Annotated in this window: 22 protein-coding genes; 10 read left to right on the forward strand and 12 right to left on the reverse strand. The window is 67.2% G+C overall.

Translation table 11 applies throughout. The features are described 5' to 3' along the window. Nucleotides 1-170: 170 nt before the first annotated feature. Nucleotides 171-1,073: an RNA polymerase sigma-70 factor gene (locus tag OHB26_RS36160; protein ID WP_330181736.1), complete on the reverse strand. Its 903-nt coding sequence runs from the start codon at nt 1,071-1,073 to the stop codon at nt 171-173. Between the two features lie 196 nt (nt 1,074-1,269). On the opposite strand from OHB26_RS36160, the gene OHB26_RS36165 reads away from it, so the two are divergent. After that, a complete protein-coding gene (locus OHB26_RS36165) occupies nt 1,270-1,998 on the forward strand; it encodes a DsbA family oxidoreductase (RefSeq protein WP_330181737.1) in 729 nt (242 codons plus the stop codon). A gap of 3 nt (nt 1,999-2,001) precedes the next feature. On the opposite strand, the gene OHB26_RS36170 is transcribed toward OHB26_RS36165, so the two are convergent. From OHB26_RS36170 to OHB26_RS36185, 4 genes are all read right to left on the reverse strand, one after another. Continuing rightward, nucleotides 2,002-2,415: a hypothetical protein gene (locus OHB26_RS36170; RefSeq protein ID WP_330181738.1), complete on the reverse strand. Its 414-nt coding sequence runs from the start codon at nt 2,413-2,415 to the stop codon at nt 2,002-2,004. Continuing rightward, nucleotides 2,412-3,635, reverse strand: coding sequence for a molybdopterin-dependent oxidoreductase (locus OHB26_RS36175; protein WP_330185888.1), 1,224 nt, complete (start codon nt 3,633-3,635; stop codon nt 2,412-2,414). Before OHB26_RS36175 ends, OHB26_RS36170 begins: the two co-directional genes overlap by 4 nt. A 372-nt stretch (nt 3,636-4,007) precedes the next feature. Next, nucleotides 4,008-4,697, reverse strand: coding sequence for a TIGR04282 family arsenosugar biosynthesis glycosyltransferase (locus OHB26_RS36180; RefSeq protein ID WP_330181739.1), 690 nt, complete (start codon nt 4,695-4,697; stop codon nt 4,008-4,010). Then, nucleotides 4,694-5,359: a glycosyltransferase family 2 protein gene (locus OHB26_RS36185; RefSeq protein WP_330181740.1), complete on the reverse strand. Its 666-nt coding sequence runs from the start codon at nt 5,357-5,359 to the stop codon at nt 4,694-4,696. The genes OHB26_RS36180 and OHB26_RS36185 overlap by 4 nt, the downstream gene beginning before the upstream one ends. A 125-nt stretch (nt 5,360-5,484) precedes the next feature. Here OHB26_RS36185 and OHB26_RS39800 point away from each other — a divergent pair, with 125 nt between their 5' ends. From OHB26_RS39800 to OHB26_RS36205, 3 genes are read left to right on the forward strand one after another with little or no spacing between them, the layout of a single operon-like run. Continuing rightward, the gene (locus tag OHB26_RS39800; protein ID WP_442942794.1) at nt 5,485-7,317 is read left to right on the forward strand and encodes a hypothetical protein; all 1,833 of its coding nucleotides are present in this window, start codon (nt 5,485-5,487) and stop codon (nt 7,315-7,317) included. A 5-nt stretch (nt 7,318-7,322) separates the two neighbouring features. Continuing rightward, nucleotides 7,323-8,018, forward strand: a complete 696-nt coding sequence (locus tag OHB26_RS36200) for a response regulator transcription factor (protein ID WP_330181741.1) — start codon at nt 7,323-7,325, stop codon at nt 8,016-8,018. Next, nucleotides 8,002-9,036: a sensor histidine kinase gene (locus tag OHB26_RS36205; protein WP_442942796.1), complete on the forward strand. Its 1,035-nt coding sequence runs from the start codon at nt 8,002-8,004 to the stop codon at nt 9,034-9,036. Before OHB26_RS36200 ends, OHB26_RS36205 begins: the two co-directional genes overlap by 17 nt. Before the next feature lie 66 nt (nt 9,037-9,102). Here the strand turns inward: OHB26_RS36205 and OHB26_RS36210 are convergent, their stop codons facing one another. Both OHB26_RS36210 and OHB26_RS36215 read right to left on the reverse strand, forming a co-directional pair. Next, a complete protein-coding gene (locus OHB26_RS36210) occupies nt 9,103-10,158 on the reverse strand; it encodes an NAD-dependent epimerase/dehydratase family protein (RefSeq protein WP_330181743.1) in 1,056 nt (351 codons plus the stop codon). A gap of 139 nt (nt 10,159-10,297) precedes the next feature. After that, a complete protein-coding gene (locus OHB26_RS36215; RefSeq protein WP_330181744.1) occupies nt 10,298-11,497 on the reverse strand; it encodes a low temperature requirement protein A in 1,200 nt (399 codons plus the stop codon). Nucleotides 11,498-11,647: 150 nt separating this feature from the next. Here OHB26_RS36215 and OHB26_RS36220 point away from each other — a divergent pair, with 150 nt between their 5' ends. The 4 genes from OHB26_RS36220 (at nt 11,648) to OHB26_RS36235 (ending at nt 15,429) form a co-directional block, all read left to right on the forward strand. Further along, nucleotides 11,648-13,171 carry a multicopper oxidase family protein gene (locus tag OHB26_RS36220; protein WP_330181745.1) on the forward strand — a complete coding sequence of 508 codons (1,524 nt, stop codon included), beginning with the start codon at nt 11,648-11,650 and terminating at the stop codon, nt 13,169-13,171. A 145-nt stretch (nt 13,172-13,316) separates the two neighbouring features. Next, nucleotides 13,317-14,048, forward strand: a complete 732-nt coding sequence (locus tag OHB26_RS36225; protein WP_330181746.1) for an ABC transporter ATP-binding protein — start codon at nt 13,317-13,319, stop codon at nt 14,046-14,048. Then, the gene (locus OHB26_RS36230; RefSeq protein WP_330181747.1) at nt 14,045-14,833 is read left to right on the forward strand and encodes an ABC transporter permease; all 789 of its coding nucleotides are present in this window, start codon (nt 14,045-14,047) and stop codon (nt 14,831-14,833) included. The genes OHB26_RS36225 and OHB26_RS36230 overlap by 4 nt, the downstream gene beginning before the upstream one ends. Beyond that, nucleotides 14,830-15,429, forward strand: a complete 600-nt coding sequence (locus tag OHB26_RS36235; protein WP_330181748.1) for a TetR/AcrR family transcriptional regulator — start codon at nt 14,830-14,832, stop codon at nt 15,427-15,429. Before OHB26_RS36230 ends, OHB26_RS36235 begins: the two co-directional genes overlap by 4 nt. A gap of 48 nt (nt 15,430-15,477) precedes the next feature. On the opposite strand, the gene OHB26_RS36240 is transcribed toward OHB26_RS36235, so the two are convergent. From OHB26_RS36240 to OHB26_RS36250, 3 genes are read right to left on the reverse strand one after another with little or no spacing between them, the layout of a single operon-like run. Further along, a complete protein-coding gene (locus OHB26_RS36240; RefSeq protein WP_330181749.1) occupies nt 15,478-15,699 on the reverse strand; it encodes a Trm112 family protein in 222 nt (73 codons plus the stop codon). Nucleotides 15,700-15,709: 10 nt separating this feature from the next. Then, nucleotides 15,710-16,243, reverse strand: a complete 534-nt coding sequence (locus OHB26_RS36245; RefSeq protein ID WP_330181750.1) for a GtrA family protein — start codon at nt 16,241-16,243, stop codon at nt 15,710-15,712. Continuing rightward, nucleotides 16,240-18,465, reverse strand: coding sequence for a hypothetical protein (locus OHB26_RS36250; RefSeq protein ID WP_330185889.1), 2,226 nt, complete (start codon nt 18,463-18,465; stop codon nt 16,240-16,242). Before OHB26_RS36250 ends, OHB26_RS36245 begins: the two co-directional genes overlap by 4 nt. A gap of 257 nt (nt 18,466-18,722) precedes the next feature. On the opposite strand from OHB26_RS36250, the gene OHB26_RS36255 reads away from it, so the two are divergent. Next, nucleotides 18,723-19,838: a glycosyltransferase gene (locus tag OHB26_RS36255; protein WP_442942798.1), complete on the forward strand. Its 1,116-nt coding sequence runs from the start codon at nt 18,723-18,725 to the stop codon at nt 19,836-19,838. Next, nucleotides 19,828-20,967: a dTDP-4-amino-4,6-dideoxygalactose transaminase gene (gene rffA, locus OHB26_RS36260; protein ID WP_330181751.1), complete on the forward strand. Its 1,140-nt coding sequence runs from the start codon at nt 19,828-19,830 to the stop codon at nt 20,965-20,967. Before OHB26_RS36255 ends, rffA begins: the two co-directional genes overlap by 11 nt. Before the next feature lie 59 nt (nt 20,968-21,026). On the opposite strand, the gene OHB26_RS36265 is transcribed toward rffA, so the two are convergent. Both OHB26_RS36265 and OHB26_RS36270 read right to left on the reverse strand, forming a co-directional pair. After that, nucleotides 21,027-21,395, reverse strand: a complete 369-nt coding sequence (locus tag OHB26_RS36265) for a DUF4267 domain-containing protein (protein ID WP_330181752.1) — start codon at nt 21,393-21,395, stop codon at nt 21,027-21,029. Nucleotides 21,396-21,404: 9 nt separating this feature from the next. Next, nucleotides 21,405-21,938, reverse strand: coding sequence for an anthrone oxygenase family protein (locus OHB26_RS36270; RefSeq protein WP_330181753.1), 534 nt, complete (start codon nt 21,936-21,938; stop codon nt 21,405-21,407). Nucleotides 21,939-22,080 lie beyond the last annotated feature (142 nt).

The raw sequence follows: 22,080 nt of genomic DNA on the forward strand, positions 1-22,080 counted from the left end.
GTGCGGTTTTCGACCGAGGAAACGAACGTCCCCCCGGATTGAGCCGCGCCAGCGTAACGCGCGTTCACCGCCAGTTGCGAACTGCCGGAACGAGATTGGCACGCGATGGCAGCGGGTGCGCCTGGAGTGGCGTATTCCGTCGGTCGCACGCCCGAATGGCTACCTCACCGCTAATCCGTTGCGAGTTGCGGGGTTTCGTCCGCATTCGATTGCAACCTGACCAGCTTGTCTGGATTGACCTGGAAGCGCAGGTTCTCGATGCGGCCGTCGACCATATCGAAGGTGAGCGCGCCGACGACATGGTCGCCGATCTTGCCGAGAATGCCGAGTTCGCCATTGATGACGGCGGTTTCGAGGCGAATGCCCGCGCTGATCGGTTTCGCCATGACCCCGAGCATCCAGCGCGCCACATGATCCGGACCGTGCAGCGGACGGCGCGCGGCGGTGATCTTGCCACCGCCGTCGTTCCACAATGTCACTTCCGGGGCGAGCAACTCCATCAGAGCATTGACGTCACCGCCGTGACAGGCGGCCATGAACTTGCGCGTGATCTCCTGGCGCGCGGTGTCGTCGGCGTCGAAACGCGGTCGCCGGGCGTGCACGTGATCGCGCGCGCGATGCGAGATCTGCCGCACGCTGGGCTCGGGGCGGTCCAGGAAACCGCCGATCTCGGCGTACGAGTAGCCGAAGACCTCGCGCAATACGAAGACCGCGCGTTCGACCGGGGTGAGGGTCTCCAGAACCACGAGCATGGCGGTCGATACGGTCTCGGCCATCTCGGTCTCCTGGGCGGCATCGGCGGCGGTGGTGAGCAGCGGTTCGGGCAGCCACGGGCCGATATAGGTCTCGCGAGTGGCGCGGGCGGAGGTGAGGCGGTTCAGGCACAGATTGGTAATTGTGCGGACCAGGTACGACTTGGGATGCTCGACCGATTCGCGGTCGGCGGCATGCCATTTGATCCAGGCGTCCTGCAGGATGTCCTCGGCGTCGGTGACGCTGCCGAGCATCTGGTACGCGGTGCCGAACAGCAGTCGGCGGTGCTCGACGAAGGGGTCGGTGTCGTGGTCCCGCATGACATTCATATCTACCGGGCCTCGCCTGCGGAAGTCATGTTCGCGGTGGTCGGATAGAAGACAGGACCGGCTGCGCAAACGTGACAGGGTGCGGGGTGAGCCGTGTCACCGTGGAATCTTCGGCGGGTGCCATCGGTTGGAACTTCTCGGTGGCCGGGTCTCCGGCCTGCGAATTTCCGCTATCGAGTGAGGTGTGATGGCCGTACAGGTCGAGATCTGGACCGATATCAACTGCCCGTTCTGCTATCTGGGCAAGCGGCGGTTCGAGGAGGCCCTCGAAGCGTTCCCGCACCGCGACGATGTGCGGGTGGTGCACAAATCCTTCGAGCTGGATCCGACGCTGCCGCGCGATCACAGTGATGCGGTGGTACCGCATATCGCGGAGAAGTACGGGATCAGCGAGGCGCAGGCCGCGGCGAATGAGCGCGGAATCGGTGCGCAGGCCGAGGCGGCGGGGCTGACCTATCTGACCTCGGGCCGCGACTTCGGCAATAGCTTCGATATGCATCGGCTGCTGCACTTCGCGCTGGAGCAGGGGCGGCAGGAGGCGCTGTTGGACGCGCTGTACGCCGCCAATTTCGCGGAGGACGCACCCTTGTTCGGGGATGCCGAGCGGTTGGTCCGGGTCGCGGTCGGGGCCGGATTCGAGGAGGCGGCGGTGCGCGCCGTACTCGATGACCCCAATGCCTTTGCCGAGGCGGTGCGGTCCGATGAGGCCGAGGCCGCCGCGCTGGGTGCGCGCGGTGTGCCGTTCTTCGTGATCGATCGCAAGTACGGGGTCTCCGGTGCGCAACCGCCCGAGGTGTTCGCGCAGGCGCTCGAACAGGCGTGGAGTGATCATGCGCCGAAATTGGTGACCCTGACCGGCGCCGAGGATGCCGAGGCGTGCGGTCCGGACGGTTGCGCTGTGCCGGAACGGAATTGACGATCAGCTGAGTTTCGCGCGGGTGGTGTGGACGCGGCGCAGGGCGACCGCGACCAGGAGCCATACCACCGCCAGCGAAATCGACAGTCCCAGCACGTAATCGCGGTTCAGAATAGTCGGATTACCGGAAAGCGCTCCGGCCCGGCCGATGACCGGCACCGCGATGAGTGCCAGCGTGACGGTGCATACCGTGCCGCAGGCGACCGGCGCCCACCACGATGCCGGGAGCACGCGGCGGGCGGCGACGCCGAGAGTTGCCGCGATCGGGGCGAATACGCCGTCGTGCAAGAGGATTCCGCCCGCGAACCACAGCGCCACCGAGCGCAGATCCGTCGGATTCATATCCAGTAGCAGGCTGATGCCGTACCAGCCGAGCCATACTCCCAGCGCGATCAGCAATATACGAATCACCGTCATGACAGCACCTCGATGCTCGAAAGCCATTTGGTTTGCAGGACACCGGGACGGTTGGGGGCGATCAGACGGCAGGGGTAGCCGTGATCCACGGTGAGGTCCTCGCCGTTGAGGCGCAGGGCCACCAGGGTGGCGGCGTCGATCGCGTGGCGGCTCGGCAGTACCGAGGTGCGGTAGAGACCACCGGATTCCAGGGATTCGAAACGCACGTCACCGCCGTGGAATTCGCCGACCGCGGCGAGTAGATCGCGCAGGCGGACACCGGTCCACCGAGCCTCGGCGCTCCAGCCTTCGACGCAGGCGATCGGGAGTTCGGCCGCCGTCTGAGGTAGGGCGGCGAGATCGGCGCGGGTGAACTCGCGTTGTCGACCGCCGACCCTGACTTCGAGACGGTACGCGGGATCCCGCGCCGTGGTCTCCACACCGGCGTCGGCGGCGGAGCGGTTGACCGGAACGCCCTGCGGCCCTTGGCCACTGCGCGGTGCGAGCACCGAAATCCAGCGTAGGAACGGCACCGTCTGCCCCGCCACCGCCAGGCCCGCGACCACCGCCGCGATTCCAGCCGTGCTCAGCACCGCGCGCCGGGAGATGCCGGTGGATGCCACCGGTGTACCGGGCTGCTGCTGTGCGACTTCACCTTCCGGCCGGTGCGCACCTTCGGGATCGGGCTGTCCCGCGGATTCGGACTCGGGCGGTGCGACCACCGGTCGACTCAATGCCGTGTGCACGATGGGGAGCTTCACCGCCAGGTGTATCGCGAGCGCGCCCGCCGCGACATACGCCATGGCGTAATGCGTTGTGGTGAAGAAGAACTTCCACGGATAGAACTGGGCCGTATTGAACAGCCCCGTAACCAGCTGGAAGATCACCGAACCCACCAGCAGCGCAATGGAACCGCGCTCCAGCATCCGCACCGGATTGCCGATGAGCGGGCGACCGAACAGCCGCGGGTACACCGCCCACAGCTTGACCAGCAGCAGCGGCATCGCGATAACTCCCGAGATCACATGCGCGCCCTGGGTGAACCGATACAGCCACACCGGATTCGCGGGCCAATAGAACCACGTCGGCGGATGCTGAATCCAATGACTGATCAGCCCGGTCAGGAAGCAGAGGGTAATGCTGACACCGAGCGCGATCCCCACCCGCGCCGCCACCGCCGGACCGCGAGCAGTCGAGATCCGCGTAGCGATGGACTCGGGCAGGATCAGGGCAGAGGACATCGGAGGCATATGCGCCAGCGCTCCGGCGGCCACACGAGCACCCGCACGCTTGCCCCGCACATGATCGCCCGAAGAGGTCGCGGGCGAACGACCACTCGAATGCGCCGGGGGCACGGGTTCGACCGGATGCTGTGCCGATACGGGAGCGCTCACCTCGGAGACAGTGGCGTCCGATCGCGTGGTCCGGGCTCCTTCTACAGCCCGGGTATCCGCGCCGGAGGGTTCGTCGAGATCGGGCCGTTCGACCGATGCCGTGGAGCTGGCCGGTCCGTCTGCCCGCGATTCACAGCTGCGAGATGATTGCATGCCTTGCTCCATCGCATCCATTGCGCCGGACGCGTTTTCGGGGGTAGTCGGCTCGGTGGGCATGGGTTACAGCAGCGCCGGGGTGTGCGCCGCACTGAGCCTTTCGAAGGTGGTGGCGAAGCGGCCGTGGGAGTGCGCGGCGACGGTCAGGGCGTCGTCGTAGGTATCCACATCGGTGAGGATGGGGAGGCGGTGGACGCGGTATCCGCAGCCGCGCACGGCTTCTCGGGTCAAGTCGCCGGTGCGGGAGGTGGACATGGGGACCTCGACGAGGAGGCGGGCGGGGCGGGGGTCGGTCAAACCCAGTGCCCACCAGCCACCGTCGGCGGCGGGGCCGAGGACGGCGTCCTCGCTGGCGATCAGGTGGGTGGCGGAGCGGGCCAGGAGTTCAGGGCCCGCCTGCGGAGTGTCCATGCCGATCTGCAGGACCGGGAGGCCGAAGTGGGCGGCGTCGGCGTGCGCGTTGGCGAGGCGCTCGCCGAAGCTGTTGCCGCGCTGGGGAACCACGGTGAACTCACGCAGGGTGTCGGCGAGGGTATCGGCCTCCTCGGCGGCGGCGAGGGTGCCGGTCCAGGCGACCATGCGGTGTTGAATACCGCTGGCACGCACCGCGGTCAGGGTGTCCAGCAGGGACGCGGCGGCCAGTCTGGCCGCATCGCGGGGTGAGAAGGGTGGTGTCAGACGGGTTTTGGCGAAGCCCGCGATGGGGGCCTTGGCGATGATGAGCAGGGTGGCGGGGATGGCGGATGGCCTCATCGGACGCTCCAGAAGTCTTTGGCGGCGCGGATGGTGCCGCGCCACGAGCCGGAAACCTTGGACTCACCGTGGGTGCGTGGCCGGTAGGTGATATCGCGTTCGACCAGTCGCCAGCCGGAATGCGCCGCGGCGACCAGCAATTCGAGCGGATAGCCGGAGCGCCGGTGCAGTGGCCCCAGGTCCAGCAGGCGGGCGCGGTGCACCACGCGCATGGCCGCCACATCGTGGACGGCCAGGCCGTAGCGATGGCGCAGCCGGGCGGCGACGATCTGATTGCCGAGCCGGGCATGCCACGGCCAGGCGCCGGCGCGGTGTGGGCGACGACGGCCCACCACCATGTCCACATCGGGGCCGAGTTCGGCTACCAGGGCGGGTAATTCGCGCGGGTCCATGGAGCCGTCACCGTCCAGGACCGCCACCACCTCGGTACGGGCGGCGTGCACGCCCGCTTGAACGGCGCTGCCGTAGCCCGGCTCGGGTTCGGCGACGACGGTCGCACCGGCGAGTCTGGCGACGGCGGCGGTGGCATCGGTGGAGCCGTTGTCCACCACGATCACCCGATAGTCGCGTGGGATTGCCGAGAGTACGCCGGGCAGTGCGCCCGCTTCGTCCTTACACGGGATCACGACGGTGACTCCGCGTTCCAGCTTGGATTCGGTCACCCCATGACCGTAGGGCCGCACGTGCGGTTTTCACCGGAAGTCACCGGTGACGAAAGTGTGACGAGACCTGGACCGACGCTCATTTCACCGCGAGTCGGGGGATTGCGCGGCCTAGGGTGGAACCCGTGCGGAACGCCCCCGTCCTGACTCCCCCACGCCGCCTCACCGGTCGCGCCGATCTGTACTGCGCGATCGCCGGAGCGGTGCTCGTCGCGACCGCTTTCCTGGTCCCGCGAATACTCGGCGAACGCGAGCGCGGGCGGTTGTTCGCGGGAGCCGCACCGATCTTCGGAAACTGGCTGCCGCATATCGGCTGGGGCACCGCCCCGGCGATCGGCATCGCCGCACTGGTCATCGTCTACGGTCCGGAGCTCGCACACCGCCTCCCCTGGCGGCGCGCCCTGCTCCTCACCTGGGTGACCGCCGCGGCCTGGGCGTTCGCACTGGCGATGGTCGACGGCTGGCAACGCGGCTTCGCCGGTCGCCTGACCACCCGCGACGAATACCTGCACGAGGTCGGCGGCGTCCACGACATAGCCGCCATGTTGCGCGGATTCTCCAGTCGCATACTCGATTTCCAGCCCGACTCCTGGACCACCCACGTCTCCGGACATCCGCCGGGGGCGTTGCTCACCTTCGTGCTGCTGGACCGCCTGGGGCTGGGCGGCGGAGCCTGGGCAGCCCTGCTGTGTGTCCTCGTCGGTTCCAGCGTGGCCGTGGCCGTTCCGGTGACGATCCGCGTTCTCGGAGCCGCGAGCACCGGCTCCGAGAACACCGGTCGCCCAGGTCGATCCGAGATGAAGACGGTAATCCGGGCGGGGCACGCAGACCTCGGCGCGCCACCGGTGGAGTCCGGCCCGGCTGATCTCGGCCGTCGCGCGGGCGGCGCGACTCCCCGAACCAGCGCCACCACCCCAGGTTCCAGCGCGAACCGCGAAGCCGTGAGTGCCGCGGAATGGCGGTCGCGGGCGGCACTGCCGTTTCTCGCGCTCGCCCCGGCGGCGATCTGGATCGCGGTCTCGGCGGATGGGCTGTTCGCCGGAGTGACCGCATGGGCGGTGGCGCTGCTGGCCATTGCCACTCGGCAGCAACGGAATTGGGTGCTCGCGGCCATCGGTGCGGGACTGCTCTTCGGCTACGGGATATTCCTGAGCTACGGACTTGTGCTGATGGCGGTTCCGGCCGCGGCCATACTTATCGCTCGGACACTGCGACCGGCCGTGCCAGCGCTCCTGGGCGTACTGCTGGTGGTATTCGCGTTCAAGGCGGCCGGATTCTGGTGGCTGGACGGGTATCACCTTGTGGTGCAACGGTATTACCAGGGCATCGCAAGTGATCGGCCGTACTCATATTGGGTGTGGGCCAATCTCGCCGCGACCGTATGCGCGGTGGGGCTGGCGTCCGTCGCAGCCTTGCACCGGGTGGCGCGTGGGCTCGAGTTCGACACGCTATGGGGCAAACGAGATCTGCCGATGATGCCCCGATCGTCCACGCCGAAAACACCGACGCGTGAGCCACTCGTGCCGGTTCCCGCGACCGCCCCGGCCGCGGGGACCGCATCGGCTCCGCCGCCGTCGAGCGCCGGTTCGGCCGTATCCGCACCGATTTCGGCTGCCATCAGCCCACCTGTCATGGGGGCCGAGCGCTCGAAGCGCAGCGCTGCCCGGCCGGGCCCGTTCGTATTCGCGCAGGCCGCTGCCGGGTGCGTGGACCGGGTCCGGCGCTGGCGGGCCGCGGTCGATCCGGTGGCGCTGGTGACTGCGGCCGGGGTGATCGCACTACTGCTGGCTGATCTCAGTGGGTTGAGTAAGGCTGAGACGGAACGGATTTGGTTGCCGTTCGATGTGTGGGTGCTGGCGGGGGCCGCACTCTTGCCCGCACGGGGTGTGCGGGTGTGGTTGGGGGTGCAGGCGGTGGGGGCGCTCGTACTTGTTCATGTCATTCTGACGAATTGGTGATACGTATGCGCATTCTGGTGGCCGATGACGATCCTGTTGTCCGCGAAGTTGTTCGGCGGTATCTGGAGCGGGATGGGCTCGAGGTGATCGAGACCGCGGATGGCCCCGCGACCGCTGAGGTGTTGGCGCGCAATGAGATCGACCTCGCGGTATTGGATGTGATGATGCCGCCGCCGGATGGGATCGATTTGACTCGGGCGGTGCGGTCGGGGCCGAATCCGGGGACGCCGATCATTCTGCTCACCGCGCTCGGGGATGAGGATGATCGGGTGATCGGGTTGCAGGCGGGGGCCGATGATTACGTCACCAAGCCGTTCAGTCCGCGCGAGTTGGCTTTGCGGGTGGCCTCGGTACTGCGGCGGGCGAATCCCCCCGTCACCGGGGATCAGGTGTTGCGCAGTGGGAGTGTGGAGGTGCGGCGGGCCGCGCGGGTGGTGACGGTGGATGGTGTGCCGGTGGATCTGACGGCGCGGGAGTTCGATCTGCTGGTGTTCCTGCTGTCGAATCAGCAGCGGGTGTTCAGCCGGGATGAGCTGCTGGCGCAGGTATGGGGGTGGAGCTTCGGTGATCAATCCACCGTGACCGTGCATATCAAGCGGTTGCGCGCCAAACTCGGGGCGGCGCATCGCATCGATACGGTGTGGGGTCGCGGATACGCCTGGGGCCGTACCGATTCCGAGGAGGATGGCCGTGCCGACTGATTTGCCGGGCCTGATCGGCTACGCGCTGGCCGCGTCACTGCCGGTGGTGGTGCTGGGCGCGCTGCTCATGCGCTATCTGCGCAATCGCGCCATGACCACGAGTATGGCCGTGCTGGTATTGATTCCGACGGTCGCCACCCTCTGCGGCGTGGTGGCGGTGAGCGGGCTCATGTTCACCGACGAGTTCGAGAAGTTCGCGGTGGTGCTGGGTGTGGTCACGGCGGTGACGGTGCCCGCGGCGATTCTGCTCGGGCGGGCGCAGGCGCGAACCACGGTGTGGGAGCGCGAGATGCTGGAGCAGGAGCGCGCCGCCGAACGCTCACGGCGGGAGTTGGTGGCGTGGGTGAGTCATGATCTGCGCACGCCCTTGGCCGGGATTCGCGCCATGGGTGAGGCGCTGGCCGACGGGGTGGTGGCGCAGACCGCGGATGTGGAGCGGTACGCGAATCAGATTGTGCGCGAGACCAATCGGCTCTCGACCATGGTGGATGACCTGTTCGAGATGTCGAAGATCAACTCCGGGGCCCTGCGACTGACCCTGGAACCGGTGGATCTACGTGAGCTCATCGATGAGGTGCTGGCGGCCAATCAGCCGACCGCGCGGCGCGCCGGTGTGACGCTCACCGCGCGGCAGCCGGAGCATCGAATCCTGGTGGCGGGCAGCGATCACGCGCTCAGCCGGGTGCTCACCAATCTGGTCGCCAATGCGATCGCGCACACCCCGCCGGACGGGCGGATCGATATCTCCACCGGGATCGACGGCGGGTACGCCTGGGCCCGGGTGGAGGACACCGGTCCCGGTATCGCGCCCACCGATCTGCCGCGCATCTTCGAGGTCGCCTACCGTGGCACCTCCGCCCGCTCCCCCTCCGCCGATGATCTCGGCAGTAGCAGCGGAATGGGTTTGGCCATCGCGGCCGGGCTGGTCGAGGCGCACCACGGCGATATCAGTGCCGAGAATCGCGAGCACGGCGCACGATTCCAGGTTCGGTTGCCGCTACTCGCCGACGCGAATTAGTCGCGGCACCGCGGGTGTGGATCCCGGCCGAAAGCATGCCGGGATGACGGAGGGGGCCTACCCGAGTCACCGCCATGTGGGGGCACCGACACCCGCGGCCGCGCGCAACGGGGCATGGGCGAAGTCGGTCAAGCCTGCCTGAGGTGTGATGGCGGCGGTGAAACCCAGGGTGCGGTGGGCTTTTTCGGGGCTGGCGACGATATGCCGGACATCGCCGGAGCGGTATTCGCCGGTCACCACCGGAGGTTTGCCATCCGCGGCGGTGGCGAGGACGGCGGCTACCTCACCGATGGTGATGGGGTGGCCGGAGGCGATGTTCAGTGGCGTGAAGGGGGCGAGGGGTCGGGTGAGGGCGGCTACGTTGGCGGCGGCTATATCGCGGACGTGGACGAAATCCCTGGCCTGGCGGCCGTCTTCGAAGACGCGTGGGGATTCGCCCGCCTCGAGCGCTGAGCGGAAGATGGCGGCTACGCCGGAATACGGTGTATCCCTGGGCATATCGTCGCCGTAGACATTGTGGTAGCGCAGCGCCGTCACGGTGGAGGCGGTCGCGCTCGCCCAGGCCAGGGCGTAATGCTCCTGCGCCACTTTGCTCGCCGCGTAGAGGCTGCGCGGGTGCAGGGCGGCGGATTCGTCGATGGGGGTCCAGTCGAGCGGTTCACCCGAGGGGGCACGGTGGTCGAATATGCCGCTGTCCAGATCGGTGCGCGAGCGCGGGCCGGGGATGAAATCGGCTGGGGTGTCGCGGTATCGACCCTCGCCGTAGACCACCATGGAGGAGGCGAGCACCAGGTGCCGGCAGTGCGCGCGATCCATGGCGGCCAGCAGCACCGCGGTGCCGAGGTCATTGTGGGCGGCGTAGGCGGGGGCGTCCTGGGCGCTGACCCCCGCGCCGACGACCGCGGCCTGATGACAGACGGCGTCGATACCGTGCAGCCGCGCGTCGAGGGCGTCGGGATCACGCACGTCGAGCCGCTGTACGCCGGGTGGCGGGGTGGCGCCGAAACCGTGTGCGGCGGGCAGCATGAGATCGACGGCGATCACCTCGTGCCCGGCCTCGGTGAGCGCGGTGTGAATGTGCGAGCCGATGAATCCGGCCGCGCCGGTGAGCAATACCCGCATGTCAGGCCCTTCCGATCGATCGGAGGCTGTGATTGCACGTCATGCGGTCGATTGTGGGCGAGTGCGCCCGAGCCGGCTCGCTCACGCACGGCGTGGCGCGGATTCGTCAGCGTTTGGTCATCCTCTGGCGCGCGCCGGGCTAGCCGCGGGGGCGGCGGGCATGCAGGGTGTCGAGGTGCGTGCGCGCGAGGTACTTGCCACCTTGTCCGTCTCGGATGCTCAGGACGTCGTCGAGGATGACGAAGCCGTAACCGACCACGACCAGAATGGCGAGCTGAGCCCACGCCACCCAGACGACGCCGATCGGCGCGGTCGCCAGCACCGCCACCGCGGCGACGAGCCGCAGCCAGGGCCGCGCCAGTCCGAGCACCCAGCGGAAGCAGACCTGCCCGAAGAAGTACAGCGCCACACCCCCGGAGAGTGCCAGCGCCGCAGCGGTACTCGCCGGTTCGTTGCCGTGCGCGATGGTCATGCTGATGCCCGCGGCGGCGAGGATGATTCCGACCAGCAGCGCGTAGAAGGCGTAGTCGTAGGCCGCGACCGAGGCGCGGGTCCGCTCTGCGGTGGGCAGCGATTCCAGGACGTGTTCGCCGCGTTCGTCGTCGATGCCGAAGAAGGCCCACCACAGCACGTAGACCAGGGTGAGTCCGAGCGCGACGGTGGCGACCAGCGGGACCGTGATGTCCTGTCCGGCGAGCCCGGTGCCGATGGCCACCACTGATTCGCCCAGCGCGACAATGATGACCAGGCCGTGTCGTTCGACGAAGTGACTGACCCGCACCACGAATCCGCCGCCGTGGATGATGTACGGCGAGACGATCTGCACGCCGAAGGCCAAGGCCCACAGCAGATATCGCGGCCAGCCGTGAATAAGTCCGCCCGCCAGTACGAGGCCCGCCGAGACGGCGTTGAACGGGGCGATCCGCAGAATCGCGGAGGCGCCGGCGGAGCCGGAGGTGGCGAACATGGCCGCGTGTACCGCCACGATCAGGAGGTAGGCGAGGCCGAAGGCCAGGCCCGAACCTCCGAAGGCTCCGGGAATGGCCAGGGCGAGGACGAAGAATCCGAACATGCCGACCAGCAGCCAGGTTCGGCGGTTGGAGCTGTTCGGTGCGACCTCATTGGTGAGCCAGACATATCCGGCGTACATCCACCAGATGACGCCGAACATGAGCGCCACCTGCGCGAGCGCCTCCCACCCGGGGTGATGGGTGAAGGCATGGGTCAACTGGGTGATGGTGAAGACGAAGACGAGGTCGAAGAAGAGTTCCAGGGTGGAGGCGCGTACCTGGCCGCCCTCGGTAGCGTCCTCGGCGGCATTGGGATAGTCGCTGGTCACGCCGGAGAGCGTAAAGGTTCGGCGCGCCATTCACCATTCCGACCAGCCGGTATATCGGAACTTCTTCGGGGTCACCTCGGGGTCGATTCGGTTGCGAGATGGGTGCGCTACCCGATGTGCCGCGCGGCCCGGACTTCCTACCGTCGACCCATGGCGGTTCCCAGGTCGCGGATGCGGCGAATTCTCTTGATTCTCGGTGGGATTCTTCTCACGGTAGCGCTGGTGGTGGGCGGCGGTATGACATGGATCTACACCACTGCCGACGTATCGACGGTGGGCAAGGTCGAATTCCGGCAGGAGTTGAGCGTGCCACCCCTGGCCGACTCGACCGTGGAGGCGGACGGGACGCGGGTGTTCCAGCTCGATATGCGCTCGGGGACAAAGGAATTCCGTCCCGGCCAGGTCACCGACACCTGGGGGTTCAATGGGGACTACCTCGGACCCACCCTGCGCGCGCGACGCGGCGAGCAGGTACGCGTGCAGGTGCGCAATGGGCTGCCGGACGCCTCGACGGTGCACTGGCACGGTATGCATCTACCCGCCGCCATGGATGGCGGACCGCATCAGATGGTGCGGCCCGGAGATATCTGGACCCCGGAGTGGCGGGTCGATCAGGCGGCGGCGACGCTCTGGTATCACCCACATCCGCACGGGGCCACCGAATCTCATGTGCGGCGCGGGCTGGCGGGCATGTTCATCCTCGATGACGAGACCGGGCCCACTCCGGAGCTGCCGCACACCTACGGCGTTGACGATGTGCCGGTCATCGTGCAGGACGTGAAATTCAAGGGCGCGCAATTCGACACCGGCCGTGGAATATTCGCCGATATCGGGGTACTCGGGGACCGCACCATGGTGAACGGCGTGCTCGCGCCGTACCGGAACGTCGGTGACGAGTTGGTGCGGTTACGGCTGCTCAATGCCTCCACCGCACGGATTTACAACTTCGGGTTCTCCGATGATCGGCGGTTCACACTGGTCGGCACCGACGGCGGATTGCTGGCACAGCCGGAAAGCCTGGGAAATATTCAGCTTTCACCGGGTGAGCGCGCGGAGATCGTGGTGCGATTCCAACCCGGTGAGCGGGTGACCCTGCGCAGCGATCGCGTGGATGCCGGACTGGACTTCTTCGGACAGCGGTTCAGCGGTGGCGACGACCGGTTCGATGTACTGGAATTGCGTGCGGCACAGACGCTTCGGGCCTCCCCCACACTGCCCGCTACCCTGCCCGCGGCGGCACTGCCCAAGGCGACGGATTCGGTGCGACAGCGCGACTTCACGCTGACGTTCGGTCAGATCAACAATCGGCCGATGGCCATGGATCGTATCGATGCCACCATCACGCGCGGCAGCACCGAGACCTGGACGGTGCGCAATGCCGACGGTATGCCGCACAACTTCCATGTGCACGATGTGCAATTCGCGGTGGTCGAGGTGGATGGTCACGCACCACCGCCCGCACTGCGCGGAGCGAAGGACACCGTCTTCCTGCCACCGAACGGGACGGTGCGGCTGGCGCTGCGGTTCGACGGGCCCGCCGATCCGAATACGCCGTACATGTTCCACTGCCACCTGCTGTGGCACGAGGACCTCGGGATGATGGGCCAGTTCGTGGTGGTCGAGCCCGGTCAGCAGGCCGGGCAGCCGCCCGCACACCAGCACTCGGGGCACTGAAGCCCACCCCTCGAGCGTGTCGCCGCGACCCGCGGCGACACGCTTTTGGCATTCGACACACGCCGGGGTCTTGCGCGAACGGCCCGGCCGGGCGCACAATTCATCACGTAGTGAATTCAACACTCGATGAATTGAGGGTGACCCAGTGACGGCACCGAGCCCATCGCCCGCCATAGCGATCGAACACCTGCGGGTGGATCGCGGCGGACGACAAGTCCTGCAAGATATTTCGCTGACCGTGCCGAAAGGCAGCATTACCGGGCTACTCGGGCCGTCCGGCTGCGGTAAGACCACGCTCATGCGCACCATGGTGGGGACGCAGATCATTGCCGCGGGCAGCGTGCGAGTACTCGGCGACGAGGCCGGGTCCCCCGCGCTGCGGCGCCGGGTCGGGTATGTGACCCAGGCGCCGAGCATCTACGACGATCTGACCGTCACCGACAATGTCTCGTACTTCGGTGCGCTGTACGGCTGTTCGGCCGGTGATGTCGAATCCGCCATTGCCGCTGTCGGATTGAGCGGACACGCCGGGAATCGAGGCAGTCAGCTCTCCGGCGGGCAGCGCACCCGGGTCTCACTGGCCTGCGCGCTGGTCGCCGATCCCGAACTGCTGGTGCTGGACGAGCCGACCGTGGGCCTGGATCCCGTACTGCGCGCGGATCTTTGGGAACAGTTCGACGCTCTCGCGAAGCAGGGCCGCACCCTGATCGTCTCCAGCCACGTCATGGATGAGGCCGAGCACTGCGATCAACTGCTGCTCATGCGCGAGGGGCTGCTGCTCGCCCAGCTCAGCCCCGCCGAATTGCGCGCCGACACCGGCGAATCCAGCCTCGAGAATGCCTTCCTGGCGCTCATCCGAATGGGAGAACAGTCGTGACCGCCACCCTCGCGCGCCCGGCCGGACCGAAGCCGCTGCGCTGCTATGCCGCCACCACCGTGCGCATTCTGCGCCAGTTGCGCGCGGACCGCCGCACCGTCGCCATGATTCTGCTGGTGCCCGCCCTGCTCATGACACTGCTGTACTTCGTGTACAAGAACTATCCGACGATGCCGGGTGCGCCGCGGCTCTTCGATCGGGTCGGGATCACCATGCTCGGGGTGCTGCCATTCGTGGTCATGTTCCTGATCACCGCCATCGCCATGCAGCGCGAACGGGTTTCGGGCACCCTCGAACGGCTCATGACCACACCGCTGTCGAAAATCGACCTGCTCGGCGGGTACGGCACCGCGTTCTCCGTCGCGGCCGCGGCGCAGGCCGTGATCGCCTGCGTGGTGGCGTTCTGGCTACTCGGCCTGAACGCGGCGGGCAGTCCGCTGCTGGTGGTGTTGATCGCCGTGGTCGATGCCGTACTCGGCGTGGCCCTGGGCCTGCTGGCCAGCGCCTTCGCCCGCACCGAGTTCCAGGCCGTACAGTTCATGCCCGTGATCGTGCTGCCCCAGTTCTTCCTCTGCGGACTGCTGGTTCCGCGTGGCCAGCTGCCCGGCTGGCTCGAGGCCATCAGCAATGTGCTGCCGCTCAGCTATGCGGTGGACGCCCTGCAGCAGGTGTCCACGCACACCGGGGTCACCGGCCTGATGTGGCGGGATCTGGCGGTGGTGGCCGGATTCGCCTGTATCGCACTGGGATTGGGCGCGGCGACGCTACGGCGGCGTACCGCGTGAGTGTCGGCAATCCCCGGAGCGGCCGGCGACCCGGCCGCTCCGGCACCCGCGAAGCGATCCTGGACGCCGCCCGCGAGCGCTTCGCCGAGGCGGGTTTCGACCGCGCCTCCATCCGCTCCATCGCCACCGCGGCGAGCGTGGATCCCGCACTGGTGCACCACTATTTCGGCACCAAACAGGAGTTGTTCACCGCCGCACTGGAACTCCCGATCGATCCGGAGGTGGTGCTGACGCAGGTGGCCGCCGCCCCCTTGGAAGAGTTGGGCGAGACGATAGTTCGTGCCGTGGTCACGGTCTGGGACTCCCCCGTCGGTACCCCCGCGGTAGCGGCGTTCCGCTCCCTACTCACCAATGCGGACCCGGCCCTGGCCCGCAGCTTTCTCCTCGAGATAGTCCTGAAAGACGTTCGCGCCCGCGTGGATTCACCCCCCGGCACCGGCGATAAACGCTCGGTCCTGGCCGCCTCTCAACTGGCGGGCCTCCTGGTGACCCGCAAACTCCTGCACCTCGAACCCATCGCCTCGATGCCCGTCGATGAGCTGGCGAAAGCCGTCGGCCCGAATATCCAGCACTACCTCACCGGCGATATCGGCTGACCCGGACCCGCGGGGCCGGGAGCGCTCCCGTGACGGCTGTCGCCGATCTCAGACCTGGGTGAGGAAGGTGGTGTGCTCCGTGTCGGTGACGGGGCGGGCTTCGTCGGCCAACAGGACCGGGATGCCGTTGTCGATGGGGTAGGCGATGCGGAGGCGGGAGTTGTACAGGACCGGGTCGCCGGTCTCGGTGTGGACCAGTTGCAGCGGGCCCTTGTCCTGCGGGCAGGCGAGCAGGGTCAGCAGGGTGGGGTCCAGGATTTCCTCCGACATGGTCGACAACCTACCGGTCCGTCGGAGCGGGGTGGGAATCGGTTCGGCGGAAGGAGATGTGGCGGTGGCCGAAGAAGCTGGCAACCGCCACCAAACCCATCACCACCACGGCGGCGGGCTTGGCGGGGGCGTGCAGGATCGAGACGGCGAATTGCAGTAGGGCCATATTCAGGACCATGCCGACCGAGTTGACGCCAACGAAGGCCACGAAGTCGCGCAGGAGGTGGCCGCGGACCCGGAAGACCAGGGTGCGGTGCAGGGCGAAGGCGATGAAGACGCTCACCGTGTACGCCAGGGCCACCGAGAGGGCGGCGGCCACATCCTCGGAGACCATGCCGTTCAGGACGGTCAGCCACACGATGGTCAGGACCATGCCCAGCAGCGTGTTGAAGCCGCCCACGAGTGCGAAGGCGATCTCCTGCCGCCGCACCAGTCGAAGTAACGGGCCCGGCGTTTCGGGTTGCGCCACAGCCGGATCCGCGGCGGCGGCAACCGTCTCGGCCGCCACCGCGTCATTCGAGGGCATGGACTGCTCGGTGGTCACGAAACCGATTCCACCAGTTCGCGTTTCGGATCGGGATGCACGGGGGTGACATCGTCGCCGCCCTCGCCGCCGTCATCACCGCGACGGCGCGAGCGCAGGTAGAGCCACTGCAGGACACCGACTCCGATGACTCCGGCCGCGGCGGAGCCGATGCCGATCTTCCAGCCCGGCGGACGCCAGCTGACCTCGAGTTCGGCGTTCTTGGTCCCCGCGGGGATATTCACCGCGACAAAGGATTTCGCGACGGTGGTGAACGGGATGGTCTTACCGTTCAGCGTGACGCGGTAACCGGGCCAGCCCAGGCGGGCGAAGGTGACACGACCGCCGGCCTCGGACGAGACGCGCACCACGCTGCCGGTGCCGGATTCGGAGACCGAGGTGGCCTCGACACCGGTGGCGTCGCCGACGCGGCCGTTGACCGTGGAGATCGGGCCGTTGTCGCGCTCGAGCACCCAGATGTACTTCTCATGTCCGGGCACGTCGACGAAGTGCCAGCCGTCCGGCGCGGGCTGTGTCCCGGCGTCGGGGAACATGGCCTTCTGCAAGACGATTCGGTCGATCAGCATGAGATCGGCGAGAACGCGTCCGGTGGTCGGTTCGGGGGTGAACATGCGCCGGTACGCGTCGGGGCAGGTGCTGCCGTCCCAGCGCATGCAGAGCATTTCGCCGAAGTAGAAGTGCCCGTTGGGCGTATAGCCGTTCACGTAGTCGAGCTCGAGATCCTTGGCGTAGTTGCCCCACACCAGCGAGCCGTACGCACCGTCGAGACTCTTGTCCGCGGGTTGCAGCAGGCCGCGATCACCGAGCTGAAGTGTGGTGCCGCTGTTGAACTTCGGGAACGCGGCCTTGGCCTCCTCGCGATTCGCGGGCAGGTTCCACGACATGGGTGTTGGCTGCACACCGCGCACCTGGAAGTACGTGATCGGGAACATGGCGATGATGGTCAGCGCGACCGCCGCCGCGGTGCCCCGGGTGCGGCCCAGCCACACCACGCCCGCCACCAGCAGCCCCACCACCACCGCGGAGAGCACATGCCAGAGCACCCGATGCGGATCGGCGGAGAAGGTGCGCACCCACAGCAGCAGTATCAGCACGCCCGCGGCGATACCGCGGTTACGCCAATCGCGCACCGTGCCGAAGCGACCGAGCAGCACGCACACCAGCACCAGCAATCCCAGCGCCAGCATGGGCAGCACGCGCGCGGGCCAGCGCAGCGGGCCGATGGTGCCGGGCCCGGCGGTCCACATGAGCATCACCATCGCGAAGATCGCGATGGAGACCAGCTCCTTCCAATACGCCTTGGCCGCACGCCAGTCGATGAACGCCAGCGCCGGAATCAGGAACCAGGCGATATAGACCATGGGCAGCGGCTGGATATACCCCCACCAGGAGTTGAACGCGGGCAGCGTGCTCGGCAGGCTGGCGTTCAGCGACTCGGACCACGGGACCGTGAGGAACTGGTCGTTATTGATCTGCGAGGTGCCGCGCCAGCTCACCTTGGCCGAGAGCATGCTCGGCAGGAAGGTGATCAGACCCGCCCCACCCGCGCAGGCGGCGGCCGCGGTCAGCCGGGTCAGCGGCGCCCAGGCGGCGCGCCCGCGCCACACCAGTTCACCCACCGCGACCGCGACCAGCATGATGGCGGCCTCGACCGCCGGGAATACGTACTGCACCGAAATGGCCAGGTACAGGTAGACGAAGACCGGGATCGGCCCGCCCTTACCGCGGGCGTAGCGCACCGAGCAGGCCCAGGCGTGGATCATCCACGCGGTACCGCTCATGGCGGTGAACCAGCTGGCCTCGTCGAAGAAGAGGAAGAAGCCGGTGAACGGGAAGGCCACACCCGCGACCGCCGCCCACTGCGCGCGACTGCCGTAGGCCAGGCAGACGCGGTACACGCCGAGTCCGGCGATGATCGCGAAGACGAGTTTGACGATGGTGGCGTACACCGCCAGGTTCGGCACCGAGGGCGCGATCAGATCGATCAGCAGCTGCGGCGGGTTGAACAGTCCCGCTTCCTCATTGGTGTAATTGCCCGACATCCACTGCTGCGGAATCAGGAACGGGAATTGGCCGTCACGGAAGGCGCGCCCGAAGAACACCCATAGACCGGTGTACTGGGATTCGCTGTCGTCGGTATAGAAGTGGCGGGCATTGGCCAGCAGGACCGCGATATAGCCGAGGGTCACACCGATCGCGGTGACGACTCCCCAGCGGTACACCTCGCGCTTGTCCGAGCTGTCCGATGGCCCGGTTCCGGCGGTCTCCGCCACCGTCGAAAATGCACTTTCCACCACGAGTTCCAGACCCTACAGGGCGTCGCGCTCAGCGGCATCAAGCTGTGTGACAAGAATGATGGGGTGATGATCTCGCACCCCGGAAGCCGCCACCTGCACCGTGTTAGAGTTCAGCGCGGTTCGGGCTCTGTCATTCGCCGTGGAGTACCGGCACGCACCGTCATCGAAAGTCGATCCAGCTGATGCCGATTCCGTCTCGCCCGCTCCGGTCGCAGACCGCTCCGAGCGTCACCTCCGGTCCCCACGGACCGATGCGGGTGCACGCCGTCTCCGTCGTCGTCCCCGTCTATCGCGGACAGGACACCATTGCCGCGCTCGTCGCCGAGCTGGACAAGTTGAGCGGACCGGTGCGCACATCCGCGGGCGCGGAGTTCACGGTGAACGAGATCGTGCTGGTGCACGATCACGGGCCGGACCGCTCGGATGTGGTGTTGCAGGAGTTGGAGCAGACCTATCCGCAGGTGCGGGTGGTGTGGATGAGCCGTAATTACGGTCAGGACGCCGCCACCATCGCGGGTATGGCCGCCGCCACCGGCGACTGGACCGTCACCATGGATGAGGACGGGCAGCACGATCCGGCGTTCATCGCCGATTTCCTGGACGCGGCCATGGCGCAGCGCGCGGATCTGGTCTACTCCAAACCGGTCAATACCCGCCCGCACGGGTTCCTGCGCAATATCACCTCGCGCGGCGCGAAGATCGTGCTGGCAACGATTTTCGCGTTCCCGGATTCAACCCGGTTCGAGAGCTATCGGCTGATTCGCGGCGATATCGCGCGGCAGCTGGCGCAGGTCGCCTCCAATGGCGTGTATCTGGATGTGGCGCTCACCTGGGTGGTGAGCGATGTGGCGCAGGTGCCGGTGCAGTTGCGAGCGGAGGGGCGTGAGGAGTCGGGGTACAACTACCGGCGACTGTTCTCGCTGTTCTGGAAGATGGTGCTGTGCAGTGGAACTCGCGGTCTGCGCCTGGTGAGCATGCTCGGGGTGACCCTCGCCCTGGCGGGTGTGGGAATGGCGACGTGGGTGGTCTATCGCGCGCTCACCAACAGCGGCGCCGATCCCGAGGGCTGGGCCTCGCTCATGACGGTGCTGCTGCTGTGTTCGGGCGCGGTGCTGTTCTCACTCGGCCTGATCGCCGAGTATCTCGGTGTGGCCTTGCACGTGCTCGTGGGCAAACCGCTGTATTTGACGGTAGATTCGCCGACACCGCGACCGGTGCAACAGCATTCGCGGGACGCGGGCCAGGATGTCCGGTACAGCAACGCAGGAGCGAGGGGAATCGACCCGGGTGAGCACTGATCGCATCATCTTCAGCCGTCCGTTCCGTGCCACGGGTGAGCTGGCGAATGTGGAGGCCGTGCTGTCGTCGGACCACAGCCACGGCGACGGCCCGTTCACCGCGGCGGCCACCGCCAAGCTGCGCGGTATCACCGCCGCGCCGTACGCGCTGCTGACCACCTCGTGCACGCATGCGCTCGAAATGGCCGGGCTGCTGCTGGAACTCGGACCCGATGACGAAGTGATCGTGCCGAGCTTCGCCTTCACCTCGACCGCGACGGCCATGGCTTTGCGCGGCGCCACGGTGGTCTTCGCCGATATCGATCTCGCGACCGGCAATATCGATCCGGAATCGGTGGCCGCCGCGGTGACTCCGCGCACCAAAGCCGTGGTGATCATTCACTACGGCGGCGTCGGCGCGGATATGGAACGGCTGCAACAGATCGCGGACGCGCACGGTCTGGCGCTCATCGAGGACACCGCGCACGGCCTCGGCGGCACCTGGCGCGGACGCCCGCTGGGCACCATCGGCACGGTCGGCGCGCTGAGCTTCCACGACACCAAGAACGTGCACTGCGGTGAGGGCGGCGCGCTGCTGCTCACCGATGAGATCCTCATGGCGCGAGCGGAGATCGTGCGCGAGAAGGGCACCGACCGCGCGCGCTTCCTGCGCGGCGCGGTGGACAAGTACTCGTGGCAGGACATCGGCTCCAGCTATCTGCCGAGCGAATTGAACGCGGCCGTCCTGGACGCCCAGCTCGCGGAGTTCGACACCATCCAGGCCAACCGTCACCGCGTCTGGGATCACTACGCGGCCACGCTCCCGGACTGGGCCGCCCGCAACGACGTTCAGCTCATGACAGTCCCCGCGGACCGCGAGCACACCGCCCACCTGTACTTCCTGCGCGTGCCCACCGAGGACCGCCGCGACGACCTCATCAGACACCTTGGCGCACAGGGCATTTCGGCCCCGTTCCACTACATCCCGCTGGACTCCAGCCCCGCGGGCCTGAAACTGGGCCGCACCCCAAACCCCTGCGTCCGCAGCGCCGAATTCTCCGGAACCATTGTGCGCCTTCCCCTCTGGCCCGGCCTCACCGAACAACAGCTCGACCGGGTCGTCGAGGGTATCACCGCCTTCACCGTCTGACCGGTAGCACACGGCACCCGATCGGCCGGTCATCACGAAGGTGACCGGCCGATCGCCGTTCAGACCGCGAAGAGCAATGCGGCGCTGATCAATACGGTTACGGCCGTGGCGAAATGGATTCCGAAGGCCACGGCCTTCGTACCGCCGTGCCGCAGGACGATGGCGGTGTCACCGAGCGGGGTGAGCGCGACGGCGAGCATGAACCAGCCCTCGGCGGATGCGCCCGCGAGGGCGAGCAGAGTCAAACCGATGACACCCGAGGTGAGATCGCGCAAGCCCTTGATGCTCAGGTAGGCGGCATCACCGTCGGCCTTCGCGGGTACGCCGTAGGCCGCCGCGGCGGTCTCCGGAGCCAGCAGGAACCGCACTCCGACAAGGATGATCATGAGGTTGAGCACAATGGCCAACCCATAGGCGAGAACTGTCACGGTGATTCCCTAGCTCGCCAGGACGGCTTGTCCGGCACCGGATTGCACGGCGGTACGACGGAAACGTAAGAGCGCCAAGGAGAAACAGCCCAGCGCTGCCACACTCGCGAGGGTGCGGGCGATATTCCAGGCCTCCCACGGCCCCTCGAAGTCCGCGCGGACAGCGGCCAGATCGGGGATCTGCGCCGGATCGCCCGCAGCGGCCAGCTTGTCGTTCAGCGGGACGTTCGCGCCGCTGGTGATCAGGAACATCACTACGTAGCAGGCGAATCCGGCGATGGCCCAGTATCGGACCGCCGGATCACCGGAGCGCCAGTTCGTCACCACCGCGGCCAGCCCCACCGCCAGGCCGCCCATGAACAGGGTCATGAAGAGCGGATTCACAATGACCACATTGATGTTCTGCATGACCTCGATGTACGCGGCGTCGCTGCCGCGCTTCAGACCGGGCATGACGGCGTAGGCGAATCCGGCGAACAGTCCCGCCATCAGACCGGCCGTTATGGCTGCGGCGACCAGGGTCGCCGACCGCGCCGCCCTCATCGGGCGCCGCTTTTCATGTTCTCGGACATGGCTTTTCGTTCCTCATCTCACTCGTGCTACTGCACCTCAAAGGATTCAGCGAGCGAGTCGAGGGAACAATGCCTCGTTGACCAACCACCGTTTAGCGATACTGAAGGGTCCA

It is taken from the genome of Nocardia sp. NBC_01503 (assembly GCF_036327755.1).
In the GTDB taxonomy this organism is placed as follows: Bacteria; Actinomycetota; Actinomycetes; order Mycobacteriales; family Mycobacteriaceae; genus Nocardia.